Here is a 15,525-nt window from a genome sequence, read left to right as displayed (position 1 = left end):
TAGTGAGATCGAGCATCTACTGCCGCATCAGTGGATGCCTGGCTGATCTACGCAAGGCGTATTCCCCGTACGCTTACCATTGACCTCCAACTCAAAAGAAAAGGTGACTGATAAAGTGGCGGAAGCTTAAGCAGCTTTCGCTTCGCTAGATCCTCACATTACGAAACAAGCCTCCAGATTTTTCTGGCTTCTGATTTTTGGCGGCTGTGGGCTTAGGACCGCTTTCGGCCCAGAGTGTGTAAAAACGCTTCGCCAAAATTGAAGTGTGCGCGTCTACGTTAAATCTGAAATTTATCGGCACGTCTGCAGATGTGGATTTCACGTAGAAACGCGATTTCCAGTCCGGTTTTGAGCACCTGGCGCGCTCAAAAACGTTTTTACACAGCCTCGGCCAAGAGCAGCCATATGTGAATAGCCGTTTTCGACCCTAAGCGGACGATGCGTAAGCCCCAGAAATTGGACATCCTCACTATCAGAATCGCTGATGCTTAATCGTTGCCATTAATGGCTATCTCAGGGAGGTTGATCAAGGGCGGCATTATGCCATACTCGGACGATTCCAGTCTGGCTTCAGTTGTAATCTCAGGGACGTCCAATGATAAGCTCACTCTCCTTAAGAAACTTCAAATCGATTCAGAAAGAAACAACTCTACAATTTCAAAACCTATCATTAATTTGCGGATCGAATAGTTCCGGAAAAAGCTCCATTATCCAAGCGCTTCTGATGCTTAGCCAAACATTCGCTTCGCGATATATAAGGCGCTCTGTCTCCCTGAACGGACGACTAGTGCGTCTTGGATCCTTTCACGATATATTCAATCACATGTCGGCCGATGATGAAAAAAATAAAGATCGTAGTATCGACATTGAAATCAACATGGAAATGCAACATGAAATCACATTTGCCGGAATAAAAAGATTTAGCATCGCCTTAACTTTCAGCGCCCAAAACGAAAGCAATCGAAAATTTGATAGTGAATTTCACCCAGAGATCACAAGCGGGAAAATAAAAATTGAACGAATCGATGCCGAATCCGTAGTCGAACAAATAGAATTTTCTTCAGCTGAATCCGGAAAATCTAACAGCGATCTATACTTCGTTAACGTTCTAGAATCGGCAAGCAAAAATCTGATCTCCAAGGAGTATCCAGATTACAAAATTGAAGGCGTATCTAAGCAAGACTTAGTTCCGCACAACTTACATCTCATATATGATCTTACAAAAAAGTTAAGTCAAAACTTAGTGCCTTTCCTGATCGGGACGCCAAATTATTTAAAGACGGTTGATGATGACGTCGTTGACAAACTTAGCAGCCTTGAGATACCTAAGCCTATGCTTTACAAGCTTCGCTCATTGATCGAGGCTGAAAATGAGGAGCTTGTACGAAATTTTGTTCTGCCTGACGAAATAATTGAACTCCTAAAGAAGGAAAAAGAACGGCTAGACTCCAAACATGTTCGTAATATCTTGGCGCGTCAATCGATAGCGCTTAGTCATAATAGGCTTGATAAATTATTCGACTCTGAAAATATCACGATAGCGGATTGGAGAAGGAGCGTTACGGAGTTCAACGATAAAGAAAAAAAGGCTTTATCTGATGTGTTAATTCGGAATCGTGACGAAATCCAAGGGACATGGTACATCAATATGAAGAGAGTCCGTGCAAAGGCCATCTATGGCTTAAATGCACTGAATCAGCTGGAAATATTTTTGTCATACTTTTTCCCGAGAAATTTAAAGTATTTGGGGCCACTACGATATGAACCCCAGGCTATGTACCAAGCATTCGATCTATCGGAGCCTAAGACAGTTGGGCTCAAGGGCGAAAACACCGCGGCAGTGCTGCACCTGAATAGTTCTCTTAAATTATCCTACCCGGTGGTGGTGGAGAGAGAAGGCGGTAAATTAGAGTTTGGCACTAGAGAGGGCACACTAAGCACAGCTTGTACGGAATGGCTGTCTTATATGGGTGTGATCACAGACTTCCAAACATTTGACAAGGGCAAGCTTGGCTACGAGCTACAAGTCAAAACTAATGAAAACGATAAAATGCAGGACCTTACCCATGTTGGTGTCGGGGTAAGCCAAATATTGCCAATTGTTGTGATGGCTCTTCTGTCTGAAACTGATGATATACTTATTTTCGAACAGCCGGAACTTCATCTGCATCCCAAGGTTCAATCCAGACTGACAGACTTCTTTCTAGCACTTTCGATTAATCGGCAATTGATAGTTGAGACCCACAGTGAATACTTGATCAACAGGTTAAGACTGCGAATCGTCCAGAGTCGGGACAACGGGATTAAAGATGCATCTACGATTTTTTTCGTCAATAAAGACAAAGATGGCTCCCAGTTCCAAAAAGTCGATATTACCCCATTTGGGTCTATCGTGAACTGGCCAAGCGAATTTTTCGACCAGACAGATACAGAAGTCGAAAATATTCTTTTGGAAGCGGTTAACAAAAAGAGAGAAGGTTCGATCACTAAATCTGCGGGGCAGAACTAATGCAGATCGTAGTGAGTTGCGATTATCTAGTTGCTCCGGCATTTTGCGATCCTTCCCATTTGGCTGAAAAAGTTAGCGACCTAGTTAATATAAAGAGAGAAATTGCCGGAGGAAGCGCCCGAGCGACTATTGAAAGTAACGCTTTGCTAAAGCTCTCGGCGCTTGGGTATTATCCGTGCAGCTCGCTATTCAAAAATAACATGGCAGCTAGCCAAACTGAGTTATTCTCAATTAAGGATATAACCAAGGTGGTTTATCATCTCGCCTCGATGACCTTGGATGACGATAAATTCTTTCCAGAATGTGTAGCTTACTGGAGTAGAAAGGAAATAGTTCCTGCGATCACGGGCTGTAGCCACGAGCGAAGCGAGGCTATAGTTAGCTTGGTAGAGAGCATATTTCTGGCGAACCATTTTCATGGTAAATCGCTATCGATTCTGCACCATCCCTTAGATTCTGGGCATAAGTCTGTTACGTTTACTGGAGAATTGACTAACAGTATCCCCGAGACCCCGCCGCCATTGCCGGTCACACTTGAGAATAGTATTTCCCTATTTTCTGATTACTCGGAGTTTTTATCGCAATTCAACGCTGCTGCTGCCTACAATACTGCCAATACCCCAGAAGAGATTAAGGATGCTTTTACCTTAGGAGCTATCGCTTTAGCCCGAAGCTGCGGCAGACCTGGCGTCGGGAGTTTTGAGTTTGGTGATAAGTTTGTCGAGAGTCTTGGTTTGCACCAGTGTGCACCTACACAGCGTTTTTCGAACACTGCATTCGATGTGATCTGCCATGTGATTGCAGGGGTCGAAAAGTCTCCACACAAGCCATTTTATTCAGATTTAGGCAAAAAGATCCAAAAAACTAGAGATGGCAAGCTTGCTTGGCGAACTCACGTAACAACAGGCAATCCTGCACTAAGATGTATGTATTGGACAGGAGGTTGTGGGCTCACGCTAGCCAACATAGGAAATAAAAAAGATCTAGAGATTTTATGAGAAATATAGTTGTGCACCCGAGTGCTTAATCGGCTCGGGTTTTTACATTCTACATTCATTTAATTGAAGTGATGTCTCCTTTATCTATCCTGGCAGCACGCTGGCCATTTCTACCATGCTCGCTCTCTCAAGGGGGCAAGTACTTCACGCCAAGCAATCTCACCACGCACACTCACCATGACTGTAAAGATATGTGCTCGCAGCACCTAGGCGACAAGTGTCGCAGCCAATAGGCTATTAGAATAAGCTGCCGAGTTGTGGGAGGCAGTGTGGGTACAGTTTATTATTGGCTGTTTTTCCCTCAGCTGACGGCTAAATGCATTGCCTTCTTCCTGACAACCTTTTAAAGCTGGTATTTCCGATATCGGCTGACAGGTTTGGGTCGAAAGCGGTAACTCACTAATGTCCGCTTTTGGCCGATTTCTGCCTACCTCTAAGGGCAGCAGCCGGCCAACTCTTGCCAGTCACGAAACGCAAAAATCGACCCATAGCGACCGGCTGACGTCGACAGAAAGGGTTTTAAAATAAATATAAAGCACGGCATCAAAACTATATTCAAGTGGGATTTGTGTGCCACATGCTCTCTGTAAAAACAAAACCTTCACAATTTGACTTGCCGATGAAGTCGTTGACGCGCTTCAGCATTTTTGATATGTCTGGACTGTAAGAAAAAGAGCTTTCTGAGGGCGCTGGCGTTCTGAATTCCATTTTTTTTAGTATGATAAGTGATGTAAGTGCCGAATTAATGGTTAGCGTTGCTATTCGCTCTATTGTGACTTCATATTCACTAAGTATCTCATTAATTATTTGGTTTTCCTGTGAGAAATCTAGCGCGATATATTTCTCTGACTGTTGAAGAAAGCAGCTTATAGAGGGTGAGGCAGGGTGTGTAAGTTCGCAAAGCTTGCTATATAGTTGCATTGCTCCGGCCGCACCATGTTGTTCGATAGCTTTAATATAGTCGGCATTGGATTTGTTCGTATGATATGGAAGAGGACTTGAGCCTTTAGGGTGTTTGCGTGCATATGTGTAATGGATAAGCCTATCCTCCAGATCCTGCAGAACTATGGGCTTTGCTGACGTGTTCGATTTTGCAGTGCGAAGGTATATATATGGGAAGCCGCTGTATAAATAATTCAGCGTGATAAATGTTGCATCGTGAGCATCAGCTGTGGCTTCTAGGAGGCCGCGTAGTGAAGCGGAAAATCCTAATAAATTATTGCTTTCTAGTTGTGAGACTGATGATTTTAACCAGCTGTTGGTTCGTGCTAGCGATGTAATGCACGTTAGGTGGCATCGTTCAAGAATACCGATTAAGTAAACCTTGATCATTTCATCGAACTGATGCTCTTGGTGTAAGGTGCTCATGGAATCTATGTCGGGCTCTAAAAAATGCGCGAAATAACATGTACCATTTGTCTTGCTTATTAAGTCATCTATGGCTGAACTGTAAGTGGATGTCAGCTTATGCAGAATGGTCTTGAGTTTATTGGGGCTGCTTTGACGATTCATGAATGGTTCCTTGTGAGCTAGCGCATCATGTTTTACAACTGGTGGTCTATTGGAAGGAATAGACACCGTTCGTGTGAGAGGGCATGACTTAGTACGTATCTCCCGACTGACCGCTTCCGGTCGATTTCAGCCAGTCGCGACAGGCATAAATCGGACAATTTCGGACGCTGGCTAACATTTGGCTAAGGGGGGCTTTACCCCAAGCCCACTGAACGAATCGAACGATTTTAACCATTTGTTAGGCCTGCATCGTAGTTAGGGCTTTTTCCATTATTTCTGGTTCATCAGGTTTCTGAAAGTAACCGTTTTTTTATACCAAGCTACCAAACGCTCTGGGTCTGTTTCTTGGTCTAATGGATATGGTTTAAGTCGAATATGTGTACAGCGAAGCTGAAGAGCGTGGTTCTCGGCGTATGAGAGTAGAATGGCTCCAATACTTTGCTGCCTAAATTCTGGAAGAACAAAAATTTCATAAATGAAGCCGACAGCTCCGTGGTTCCAATCTTCGTATGACAGCAAGCCCGCTTCACGCCCATTTTCTAATATGACAAATTCTTGCGACCTGCCTCCATGAGCTTGTTTGGCTCGCTCGCAAAGAACCGGGCTTTTCAGAGCGTCAATGGAATCGATCTTTATTACTATGCGCACATTTATTCCTGTGGCCATAACCTGTGGTCAAGGGGCAGGCATGAACCCGACCCAGTGAGCGAAGCGAACGATTTGAACCGATTATTAGACACTAGACAACACGGATACGGCGTTACGGACTTCTTTGTTGTTATTTAGGCATGCTCGCTCGATGAATGTATAAGCGTTTTTAATAAGTCTATTTGAGGGTAGGCTTTTGGCTAAATCCGAAATTTTTTCTTTAGATGTTTTTTGAAAGTCGTAACCATAGTCATTTAGGAATGCCATGAGTATGAAGTGAAAGCTATTTAGTACGTGCCATCGAAGGCAGCTGTGGTCTACTGAAATACCTGAAAAATAAGTGATTAAATGCGTAAATTCTTTTTCTTCGACTTTTTTCTTGAACTCGGAGTAACTCAGCATTCTGTCATCGCTACTCATTTCCCTGACAAGTTCTCGGAATTCATCGCTAAAAAAATGATCAGTGGCTACTGACGGGTTGTAGCCTGTACCTGCAAAAATTTCGGTATCGCTAAATATTTGCGGGAAGAATTTTAGATACTTTAGAAAATCGAGGTCTTTCTTTGTGCTGACTGTGCTATCAAGATATACAAGCTCCAGGTCGATTTTACGACAAAGTGAAAAAAACAATAAAAACCTATAACAAAATGACAATAGGTAGTATTTATCTGAAATATTTTCTCCATCTCTTTGAATGTGCCATGCTTGTGGTGCGTTCTTAGAAAAATTCCATAGCCGATGATTAAGGGACTCAGCTGAGTTCAGCAGTGGCACCTTGTACTTTGAAATTGCTTCTTTAATTTTTTTGCGCTGATCATATGTGTAATCGCTTTCGAGTTTGAATTTATGGAAATTACGTTCCCATATCGGCTTTGTTATGGCGCGCAAGAGAAGCGTGGCTATTGTAACGGCTGCCGCGATCAGCGCCGATTGAACTTTTGGATCAGTGAATTCCATTTTAGGGCTCTGATGTCTAACGATTAAGCTAATGGATCGGCTTCGCCGGTCCCAGCGATTGAAACGAGTGATTTGAGCGAATTTGTAGAAGCCTTCAACTTGTCACTAATGTTCAAAACGCTGTTGTCTAGCAGCAAGGCTCCGCGCAGGTGCAAAATGTGGCCGTTGATATGTGCTCTATGCGCGCTGTATTTTGAGATTGCAGAGTGTGGAATTGAATACGCCTCGATGATTTCATACGACTCATTAAAAATAACAGCTATAAGTTCATCAAAATCATTTTTTTCGAGGTTTCGTATGACACCTAACTGCTTTGAACGGTTATTTTCGGTTATGCGACGTGATTTGATTTGAATCTTTTTCCCATCACTGGATTCGGCGTCGTGGCCTGCGGCTGAATTATTTGCAAGGGTTAGGTTAAAGGCCGATGAAACCAACCATTCGGCGTAATCCCCAACAGGATTATTTTTTGTTCTAAGTACGCCACGATTTTCAAGCTCATCAATTGCGGCAGCGTGCAGCTTGAGCAACTCAGATATTGATAGGTCGGCTAGGTTCATATTGTTAAAGACTTCTAATTATTATTGTACGACATTGATGCCGGATAACGTTCCATATTTATAAGTAACTCCTTGGTCGGGCTGGAAGTCGGGCTAGATGCGTGACATTGGCGATCAGGAAAAGCGTCATGACCTTTAGATACATTACGGATACATGGCAATCGTGTCCACCATCGGCCTTTGGCCAATTTCTACCTCTTACCACCGTCTGCGATTGGCCGGTAGCGGCCCTTCTAAGTGAAAGCCCCTAGATCGATGACACACGCCGTAATCATCACAAACAGCTGCTCCCAAGGCGTTCATTGATGTAACACCTATTTGCCATGTAACACGCATATCGGCAAATCAGCCACAGCTGTGTAACACCACAAAAACCATTTAAAATCAGATACTTATCAAACCATGTAACACGCGTAACACCCGTAACACGGTTTTATTAGGGTATCCCCCTCGCCCCATTAGTATTGCTCCTCCAGCGAAGCGATGTGGGTCATGCTCTTAGCTTTGGTTCGGTTGTGGGGACCCTGGAGCACTCTTGAAGGTACGGGGTAGGAAACCCGCGTGATCGTGTCAGCGGAAAGATGCCCAGCTTAGTGAACAGGTGAACCGGGTGAACTGCTGTTCACCAGTGCATTTGCCCTATGAATCGGAAAGCCGCTGGGGACCCTGGGCATTTCGGATAGACACGGGGCAAAGAACCCGCCGGATCTCGTTAGTGGCTGGGCTCCAAAGTTAGTTGACTGGTTGACCGAGTTGACCAGGCCAATCGTGCACTATCCTGAACGAAACCCATGACCGTTACAGATCCGGTAAGGATGTACTTTTCTCTTCAAGATCCTTTCAATTTCAACGTTGAAATTTCAGTAAGCTGGTGCGGCTGCCGCTACCACGATCCCGCGGGTTTCATGCCCCGTGTTGCAGCAATATCGTCAGGGTCCCCAGCAGCTTTTTGATCGCCGCCCATCTCGACGGCTCTAAATATCGAAGGGCCTAGTCATTTCTAATCAAGCCACGGCTTAATCCCATAGAGACTAATCGGTTAGTGAACACGGCTGATGGTTTAACATCTGCGCTAAAGGCGTATCGCCCCCAAGACAAAGGAATGCCTGGCTATGCACCAAAAGCTAGAAATATACAAAGGCCCTCTGACTCACTCCAAAATTGCAGAAGGTATCAATGCAGCTTCCGCCAATGCTTTGCGGCTGGCGCACGATGCCAGACTGCTTCTTGAAGCCGGCCGGTACCCTTCAGCCATTTCGCTAGCAGCGCTATCCATTGAAGAGTCGGGGAAGATCTCTATTCTTCGAGCGATGTCCCTTACTGCGTCTCCTCAGGATCTGAAATCAGAGTGGCAACGTTATCGATCCCACACCAGTAAGAATGTCAGCTGGATTCTTCCCCAACTGGCAGCGCAAGGAGCTAAATTTCTCAATGACCTGCGCCCGCTGTTCGACGCAGAATCAGACCACCCTCAGCTATTGGACCAACTGAAGCAGCTCGGCTTTTACACCGACTGCTTAGGAGCAAAGGCGAACTGGTCAAAGCCTGAAGAGGTCATTGACCACGACTTGGCTACGACTCTAGTCCGCACAGCAGAGATTTTGGCACCGGAATCGAACGTATCAGAAAGAGAAATAGACCTGTGGGTCGAGCATCTGGGCCCAGTATGGAAGAAGAGTGAGCACCTTATGAGGCTTGCCTTGGTGAGCTGGTATCGCTCAATGCAAGAAGAAGGCTTGAAGGAGGCTGGGGCAAACCAAATGGAGAAATTCGTTTTTGATGCCAAGGCTGATTGACGGTTTCGAGCTGGACACCTTACCCTTGCGACACACATAGCAATTACATCCGTGTATCCCTATGTGTATCCCAAAGTTTGAATTTAGGCTGTAGCCCAAGGTTTATATGGAACGCACGAGTCTCCCTCGGGCACCATCTTAAAGAAAGACCTTGAATTCCAAGGTCTTTTTTTTCGTCTGTAGAAAAGTGAATGGCACCCTGATCACGGCTCACCAATGCCCCCTGTGGGAGATCCTATGGTTGAGGGGCAACCCTCAACCAACCTTTGGCTGATATTCGGTTTGCCCTTTCAGCAAGGCAAATACCACCCGAGCAAGCTTGCGAGCCAGCATTACCAGCATCTGTGTTGTGCTATATCCCAGCTCCCGTTGCGCTTGATAAAACCCTTTCCAGGCTTCCGTCCGGCTTGCAGCCATTGCGGCGTTATGCAGAAGGCGCCGCGCTTCTGAGTCTCCGCGCTTACTCAAACTGCGGCTCAGGATGAACTTGCCGCTGGAGCCCGCTATTAGACTCAGGCATTGGTGGAACAAGATCCAGCGTGCGAGGACCTCGGAACGGGTTGTCCGTCGCCAAGAAAATCGGCCCCCCCCTCCCTCCAGGAGTAGCCAGGCCCCCGGCGTAAGGAATGGCTAGACGTTATCGAGCAGGTTGGTCATAGTATTTTCCGATTAGGCCAGAGCCTCATCTTCCATCCGAGGCTCTACGAGACAACATGTCCAGCATCGCAATCTCCGATCTAACAGTGCATTGGGACGTCGACAGCGTCTCGCGCCCCGTTGTGGCATTAAGTGCCACATCGGTGACAAAGGACTGGGAAAATGCAAGGCATCAGCACCGCAAAGCGCAGCTGATCTACTCCCTACGCGGCATTCTCAACTGCGAAATTGAAGACGGTGTCTGGATCGTGCCGCCGCAGTGCGCCATATGGATACCGGGAGATTTGCCACACGCGGCGCGGGGGGCGGGTGAAACGGAATGCTATTGCCTGTTCGTTGAGCCAGACGCAGCACCGGACCTTCCGAAAAACTGTTGCACGATTTCGGTGTCGCCATTGCTACGCGAGTTGCTACTGAAGGTGGCCGGGTTTCCTGAGTTATACGCGCAGGGTGGACGAGAAGACCGGTTGATTGCCGCGTTGCTCGATGAGTTGGTGGCGGCACCGGTGGAAGACTTGCATCTGCCCATGCCGCGTGATCCCCGCTTGCGCCGCCTCGTGGAAATGATGCTGGCGGCCCCCGCGGACAAGACCTCGAAGGCCGAGTGGGCTACTCGAATTGGCATGAGCGAGCGAAGCATGAGCCGTCTTTTGCTGCATGAAATTGGAATGAGCTTTGGGGGCTGGCGTCGGCAGCTGCATGTGATCCTTGCACTTCAACGTTTGACCAACGGCGAAAGCGTGCAAACGGTAGCATTTGAGCTGGGGTACGAAAACGCCAGCGGTTTCATAACCATGTTCCGCAAGGCCGTGGGCAAACCTCCGGCACGATACCTATCGGATCGCATCAGCGGCGCAGAGCTCGCTTCCGTGCCCGGCATCATGCTCCCTAATGAAATCTCCCCCTGATGCACCAGATTATCTTGGTTCGGGACCAGCGGCCGCCCACCGTCGCCTGTAGTCCTTCCTTGCGAAGTTGCTGACATTTCGCAACGTTGTGATAGTGGTGAAGGCCGGCTCCTCATCGAGAGCAAAGCCTTTCTCCAATACCAGCATCTGCAAGTGTTCGTGCAACGCCAGGACTTCAGCGAAAACCATCCGGGCACCTGCATGACATCACAATTGGCCTAACTGAATAATAATATGGCCTAGTTTCGCCATCACTCCCAGCTGCCTCTATTGTTAAATGCAACATCCAAATACAAATGAGTATTGTTGATGTTCATCATCGCAACTGTTGGGAAGTTCCGTTGGCCACTTGATATGCGCACACAGCCCACTGGCTATCCTCATCTGGTTGGGCCGTACAAGGGCGCAATCAGGAGCGCGCCCCGCAACGTGCTGGGCTCGGCAGTCGCTGCGGCAGTTCTCATTAGTGCGCAGGGCGCATTCGCGGCCGAGCCAGGGCAGATTCAGACCAAGGCCGGTGGAAAGCCTCAAGAGGAGATAGCCTTGCCGGCCATCACCGTAACGGGGCCTATGGATACGGCGACCACCGAAGGTACTGGTTCCTACACTACGGGCCAGACATCGGTGGCGACGCACCTGCCACTTTCGCTACGGGAAACACCGCAGTCGGTGACGGTGATCACCCGCCAACGCATGGACGACCAGCAACTCAACTCGGTGCAGAGCGTGCTGGATAACACCACGGGCGTCTCGTCGTACCAATCCGACAGCGAACGGACGAGTTTCTATTCGCGTGGTTTCTTGATCAACAACGTTCAGTACGATGGCATACCCACCGTCGTCGGCGACATCGTCAGCGGGAGCGGGATCAGCTCCCTGGATACCGCGTTCTACGATCGTGTCGAGGTCGTGCGCGGCGCCTCTGGCTTGCTGACCGGCACCGGCAATCCCTCGGCCGCCGTCAACCTGGTGCGCAAACGACCGACCCGCGACTTCTCGGCGTCCGCCTCGCTCGGTGCAGGGAGCTGGGATACCCACCGGGAAATGGCCGACGTATCAATTCCGTTGACCGAGGATGGCCGTATCCGCGCCCGCATGGTCGGGACGTCCCAGGAAGGAAACTCGTACATTGATGGCTACAAACCGCAGAGGAAGGCGTTCTACGGCATCATCGAGGCAGATCTGACACCCGACACGACGGTGAGTCTGGGCTATGACTACCAGGACAGCACGCCGAAGGGCTCCACCTGGGGAGGTTTACCGCTATGGTTCAGCGACGGCACGCAGGCCGAGTATTCACGCTCCAAGAACTACGCGCAGAACTGGAGCCATTGGGACAACACCCTTAAGACCGCGTTTGCCGAGGTCGAGCACCGCTTTGACAACGGCTGGAATCTCCGGGCCGTCGCTAATCAATACCGCACGGAATTCGATGCCGAACTGCTCGGCCTGGTCGGCCGCCCCGATCGCGCCACGGGACTGGGCTCCTTTCCCAACGGGGCTCTTCCGGTGGCACTGGCGTCCGAAGGTAGCAGCCGTCAAAACACCTTCGACGTGATGGCGAGCGGCCCCTTCGAACTGCTTGGCCGCCAGCATGACTTGGTGGTGGGCGCGACGAGTTCGCGCCGCACCTCCAGTCAGGAAGCTATCGCTCCGTTCTATGCAGGCTTCACGCCGGTCAATGTCTATCAACTGAGCCCGGCTTTTCCCCGGCCCAACTTCGATGCCATGGCTTCGATACCGACCCGCACCCTGATCAAACAGAGCGGTGTCTATAGCGCAGCCCGGTTCTCGCTGGCCGAGCCTCTGAAACTCATTGTCGGCGGCCGATTCAGCAACTACGAAATCGACGACGCCGTCGGCGCCTCGTCGTTGCACTACAAGAAAAGCAGTGAATTCACCCCGTATGCGGGTTTGATCTACGACATCGATAAGACCTATTCGGCCTACGTGAGCTACACGGGCATATTCAATCCGCAAACCGACTATCGCGACAGCAAGGGCAACGTGCTCACGCCGACAAAGGGAAAAACCAAGGAAATCGGCCTTAAAGGCGCTTACCTGGATGGGCGTCTGAATGCGTCGGTGGCCTTGTTCCATACCGAACTGGACAACGCTGCACAGATGGTCGCAGGAATCTATACGCCAAGTGGTGCCCAAGCCTATATGGGTTCGGATGGGACGAAGTCGCGGGGGATCGAGCTGGACTTGCAGGGCGAGCTGGCGCGTGGCTGGAACATCTATTCAGGCATCGCCCATTTCACGGCACAAGATGGCGATGGCGTGCGCTTGAATTCGCAAATACCGCGCACCACTGCCCAGCTTTTCAGCACCTACCAGTTGCCGGGAGAGTGGAACAAATTGACGCTGGGCGCAGGCGTTAAATGGCAAAGCCGCTTCTACGAGGCGCCCAACACCGGCACCAGTTCGTTGGGCGGGGAACAAGGTTCTTATGCGCTGGTATCCGTGTTGGGGCGCTACGCCGTCACGAAGCAGATCACCGCGGCGGTCAACGTCAACAATGTACTCGACAAGAAGTACGCGTTGGAGAAGGGAGATTTTGACACTGTAGGTTATGGCGCACCACGCAACTTGATGGTGACGCTGGACTATAGGTATTGATTTCCCGGAGACGAACATTTCTCCCGTTGTAAATCGCAGACATACAACATTCATTGATTATCGAGAAAGCTCTTATGCCCATTAAGCCTACCCTAAACCGCGCCCAACACACGGCCATGAACAACACAAACAAAGTGGCCTTGTTCTGGTTGACGACAGCCGCCGGTGCCGTACTTTTTGTCACCTTTCAGTTATTTTTTTACGTGAACGATTTTGTCAGAGCGCACGGTGCAACACCGGCGATTACGTTTGAGCCCGATGTACTGTGGATGTTTTCCGCGTTCTATGGCTCTTGGATCTTAACAGTGCTTATCGCACTGATAGGCACCCGTAAGGCTCAGTGGGTTGTCCTGGTTTTTGGCAGCCTTCTTGTCGCTCTGAATACCCTCGGGGGAATCTCCGACGGGTTGCGCGACGGTTGGCACGTTGCCTTTTCGGCAGTGTTCTTCATTACGTTGCCCGGCGTGTTCGCCATTGTGGCCACCTGGTTTTGCATTAAAAACGAAGGAAACGGCCATGTCGGTGAATAGTTCTGAGTTCCCTTTGGTCTGGATGAACCTTAATCAAGAACCCGGCCACGATCATCAAAAAGACTTCGCCGAATTAGAGGCCAATTTGCAGCGCGGGGAGCCCTTTGTATTCTTGACCGATACCGTACCTACCGAAGACCATGAGCACTCGCCGGAAGAAAAAAAACGCACCGCGCTCTGGATGAAAAAGCACAAGGTTGAATTGCGAAAGTGGGTGCTGGCAATGATCATGATTGAACCCAACTCGGCAAAACGTCTTGGGTTCAAGGCATTTGCGGTCGTGTTTGCCAAGTTCTGGGGCTACCCTTTGCTTCTTGCTGCTTCACGTGAGCAGGCAATGGAGATGGCAAGAGAACTGCTCCTAAAGGGTAGAAAGTCATCTCACTGATGGCCAATGCTTGTATCCAATCTCCATCAAACTCTGCCGCCGCGCACTGTCGCGGCGAGCTGCTGCGCGCTACTTGATCGCCGGCTTCCACCACACCCGCGAGAATCCCAGACCTACTGGCCGAACATGACGCAACGCCATTAGATGCCGGCTACGCGCTGCCCACCCTTCTCAGTACTCGAATTTCTTTATTTTTAGAGCAATATCGGGGGCAGTGAGCTGCTTCCGTTTTGTAGGGCCGTAATAACCGATTACTGGCCGAAAGCAGCCGATCGCGAACGCTAGCAGTCGGCCAAAAGCAGCCTCTGACGGGTGCCTGGGAAATGGGGGCGATTCAGCATCCCAAAACTTAAAGTATGGCTGTAGACCGCAGCAGCCAGGGAATATCCCCGTTTCCCTCTGGCACCATATAGCAGTATCTGAAAGTCTCTACCAGGCTCTCAGCACCAAAGAAACCGGCCACTTGAGGCGGTTTTTTTGTGCCTGGCCATCTACCTTTGCATCCCCTTATTCGTTGTATTCGTGTGGCGCGAATACAATCCCGCGCCTGGTACTTCCTACCTTCATGCTTGCCTCATCCCCTGAGCGCCTTGCACATTCGCGCGAAGCGAGCTGCCGGAATTCGCGCCTGCCGGGTGAGTTTATTCGCGAAGCGCTCAGCCAAGCCGAACAAGCCCTGCCCGATGGCAACATTGATGTGCGCGTGATCGGCCTTACAGGTTGAGGCATACCGCACAATGAAGGACGCAGGATAAGCACCAGGCGAGTCATAAGGCGCGTGGCAGGCACTGTGCCCACCACGAACCCTCCAACGTAATAGACGCCCATAGCAGCCTCTGAGCCGATATGGGGCGATCGCGTCCAGCGAGCCCAGGCGTTTACTCTTTTCTCTATGATGGTTAACCAGCCATGCCTAGGGTGCTTGTTATGCCTGCCTCCACCGATCACAACTGCGCTGTCGTTTTATGCGCAGCTTCCAATAACGACCTGGAAGTTCTGGTATCCATCAGAATTGAGGCCATGCGCGAAAGCCTTGAACGGCTTGGACGATTTAACCCCGATCGTGCGCGTGAACGATTTCTTGGCGGGTTTGACGCCAGCAGCACACGGCGCATAGAAGTAGCAGGCGACCTGGTCGGTTTCGTCGTTATCAAAGACCATCAGGACGAGCTTCTGCTTGACCACTTGTATGTGGTCCCCAGCGCTCAAGGAGCAGGAATCGGCTCCGAGGTTCTTGCTCGGATTTTCAGAGAGGCTGATGAGACCAGGCGCCCGATCAGAGTTGGCGCCTTGAAGGAAAGCGCGTCCAATCGTTTTTACACTCGCCACGGTTTTGTGTTCGTCGAAAGCGGCGAGTTCGATAATTACTATGTCCGGATTAACCGCAACACTGTTGATTTGGAGCAACCAGACGGTTCTTGATACGGCGCCCCGTCAGAG

General features: G+C 49.5%; 14 protein-coding genes. 9 read left to right on the top strand and 5 right to left on the bottom strand.

What is annotated here, in order from left to right:
• Positions 1-595 precede the first annotated feature (595 nt).
• Together AOA59_RS00655 and AOA59_RS31895 are read left to right on the top strand one after the other, a co-directional pair.
• Entirely contained in the window at positions 596-2,509 is a 1,914-nt protein-coding gene (locus AOA59_RS00655; RefSeq protein WP_099485464.1) for a DUF3696 domain-containing protein, read from the top strand.
• Positions 2,509-3,507 (top strand): hypothetical protein, encoded by a 999-nt coding sequence (locus AOA59_RS31895; protein ID WP_143522735.1) that lies wholly within the window; start codon positions 2,509-2,511, stop codon positions 3,505-3,507. The genes AOA59_RS00655 and AOA59_RS31895 overlap by 1 nt, the downstream gene beginning before the upstream one ends.
• A gap of 555 nt (positions 3,508-4,062) precedes the next feature.
• On the opposite strand, the gene AOA59_RS31890 is transcribed toward AOA59_RS31895, so the two are convergent.
• The 4 genes from AOA59_RS31890 to AOA59_RS00640 all read right to left on the bottom strand — a co-directional run bounded on the left by AOA59_RS31890 (position 4,063) and on the right by AOA59_RS00640 (position 7,184).
• Complete coding sequence (locus AOA59_RS31890; protein ID WP_143522734.1) at positions 4,063-5,019, bottom strand: hypothetical protein; 957 nt, start codon at positions 5,017-5,019, stop codon at positions 4,063-4,065.
• A gap of 270 nt (positions 5,020-5,289) precedes the next feature.
• Positions 5,290-5,667 carry a GNAT family N-acetyltransferase gene (locus tag AOA59_RS00650; protein ID WP_256593011.1) on the bottom strand — a complete coding sequence of 126 codons (378 nt, stop codon included), beginning with the start codon at positions 5,665-5,667 and terminating at the stop codon, positions 5,290-5,292.
• An 84-nt stretch (positions 5,668-5,751) separates the two neighbouring features.
• On the bottom strand, positions 5,752-6,624 hold the full coding sequence (locus AOA59_RS00645; RefSeq protein ID WP_099485462.1) for a hypothetical protein: 873 nt from the start codon (positions 6,622-6,624) through the stop codon (positions 5,752-5,754).
• Between the two features lie 23 nt (positions 6,625-6,647).
• Positions 6,648-7,184, bottom strand: coding sequence for a hypothetical protein (locus AOA59_RS00640; RefSeq protein ID WP_178076224.1), 537 nt, complete (start codon positions 7,182-7,184; stop codon positions 6,648-6,650).
• Positions 7,185-8,296: 1,112 nt separating this feature from the next.
• On the opposite strand from AOA59_RS00640, the gene AOA59_RS00635 reads away from it, so the two are divergent.
• On the top strand, positions 8,297-8,980 hold the full coding sequence (locus tag AOA59_RS00635) for an AbiV family abortive infection protein (RefSeq protein WP_178076223.1): 684 nt from the start codon (positions 8,297-8,299) through the stop codon (positions 8,978-8,980).
• A 255-nt stretch (positions 8,981-9,235) separates the two neighbouring features.
• Here AOA59_RS00635 and AOA59_RS33050 read toward each other — a convergent pair whose 3' ends face one another.
• Positions 9,236-9,580 carry a transposase gene (locus AOA59_RS33050; RefSeq protein WP_256593012.1) on the bottom strand — a complete coding sequence of 115 codons (345 nt, stop codon included), beginning with the start codon at positions 9,578-9,580 and terminating at the stop codon, positions 9,236-9,238.
• 113 nt (positions 9,581-9,693) lie between these two features.
• On the opposite strand from AOA59_RS33050, the gene AOA59_RS00625 reads away from it, so the two are divergent.
• From AOA59_RS00625 to AOA59_RS00600, 6 genes are all read left to right on the top strand, one after another.
• Entirely contained in the window at positions 9,694-10,545 is an 852-nt protein-coding gene (locus tag AOA59_RS00625; protein WP_099485459.1) for a helix-turn-helix domain-containing protein, read from the top strand.
• Positions 10,546-10,854: 309 nt separating this feature from the next.
• On the top strand, positions 10,855-13,167 hold the full coding sequence (locus AOA59_RS00615) for a TonB-dependent siderophore receptor (protein WP_256593010.1): 2,313 nt from the start codon (positions 10,855-10,857) through the stop codon (positions 13,165-13,167).
• A 116-nt stretch (positions 13,168-13,283) separates the two neighbouring features.
• Positions 13,284-13,697 carry a hypothetical protein gene (locus AOA59_RS00610; protein WP_239694278.1) on the top strand — a complete coding sequence of 138 codons (414 nt, stop codon included), beginning with the start codon at positions 13,284-13,286 and terminating at the stop codon, positions 13,695-13,697.
• Positions 13,684-14,085 (top strand): hypothetical protein, encoded by a 402-nt coding sequence (locus AOA59_RS00605; RefSeq protein WP_099485455.1) that lies wholly within the window; start codon positions 13,684-13,686, stop codon positions 14,083-14,085. Before AOA59_RS00610 ends, AOA59_RS00605 begins: the two co-directional genes overlap by 14 nt.
• A 565-nt stretch (positions 14,086-14,650) precedes the next feature.
• The gene (locus tag AOA59_RS32340) at positions 14,651-14,809 is read left to right on the top strand and encodes a hypothetical protein (RefSeq protein ID WP_158235216.1); all 159 of its coding nucleotides are present in this window, start codon (positions 14,651-14,653) and stop codon (positions 14,807-14,809) included.
• A 203-nt stretch (positions 14,810-15,012) separates the two neighbouring features.
• Complete coding sequence (locus AOA59_RS00600) at positions 15,013-15,507, top strand: GNAT family N-acetyltransferase (protein ID WP_099485466.1); 495 nt, start codon at positions 15,013-15,015, stop codon at positions 15,505-15,507.
• The last annotated feature ends 18 nt before the right edge of the window (positions 15,508-15,525 follow it).

The sequence above is a fragment of the Pseudomonas sp. 2822-15 genome (assembly GCF_002742515.1).
In the GTDB taxonomy this organism is placed as follows: Bacteria; Pseudomonadota; Gammaproteobacteria; order Pseudomonadales; family Pseudomonadaceae; genus Aquipseudomonas; species Aquipseudomonas salomonii.
This window is presented reverse-complemented; position numbering and strand designations above follow the sequence as displayed.

Excerpts from the sequence above, each read along its gene's own strand:
- AOA59_RS31890 (WP_143522734.1), bottom strand. The coding sequence starts at position 5,019 with ATGAATCGTCAAAGCAGCCCCAATAAACTCAAGACCATTCTGCATAAG.
- AOA59_RS00635 (WP_178076223.1), top strand. The coding sequence starts at position 8,297 with ATGCACCAAAAGCTAGAAATATACAAAGGCCCTCTGACTCACTCCAAA.
- AOA59_RS00615 (WP_256593010.1), top strand. The coding sequence starts at position 10,855 with ATGTTCATCATCGCAACTGTTGGGAAGTTCCGTTGGCCACTTGATATG.
- AOA59_RS00605 (WP_099485455.1), top strand. The coding sequence starts at position 13,684 with ATGTCGGTGAATAGTTCTGAGTTCCCTTTGGTCTGGATGAACCTTAAT.
- AOA59_RS31895 (WP_143522735.1), top strand. The coding sequence starts at position 2,509 with ATGCAGATCGTAGTGAGTTGCGATTATCTAGTTGCTCCGGCATTTTGC.
- AOA59_RS00645 (WP_099485462.1), bottom strand. The coding sequence starts at position 6,624 with ATGGAATTCACTGATCCAAAAGTTCAATCGGCGCTGATCGCGGCAGCC.
- AOA59_RS00625 (WP_099485459.1), top strand. The coding sequence starts at position 9,694 with ATGTCCAGCATCGCAATCTCCGATCTAACAGTGCATTGGGACGTCGAC.
- AOA59_RS00655 (WP_099485464.1), top strand. The coding sequence starts at position 596 with ATGATAAGCTCACTCTCCTTAAGAAACTTCAAATCGATTCAGAAAGAA.
- AOA59_RS00610 (WP_239694278.1), top strand. The coding sequence starts at position 13,284 with ATGAACAACACAAACAAAGTGGCCTTGTTCTGGTTGACGACAGCCGCC.
- AOA59_RS00600 (WP_099485466.1), top strand. The coding sequence starts at position 15,013 with ATGCCTGCCTCCACCGATCACAACTGCGCTGTCGTTTTATGCGCAGCT.
- AOA59_RS32340 (WP_158235216.1), top strand. The coding sequence starts at position 14,651 with ATGCTTGCCTCATCCCCTGAGCGCCTTGCACATTCGCGCGAAGCGAGC.
- AOA59_RS00640 (WP_178076224.1), bottom strand. The coding sequence starts at position 7,184 with ATGAACCTAGCCGACCTATCAATATCTGAGTTGCTCAAGCTGCACGCT.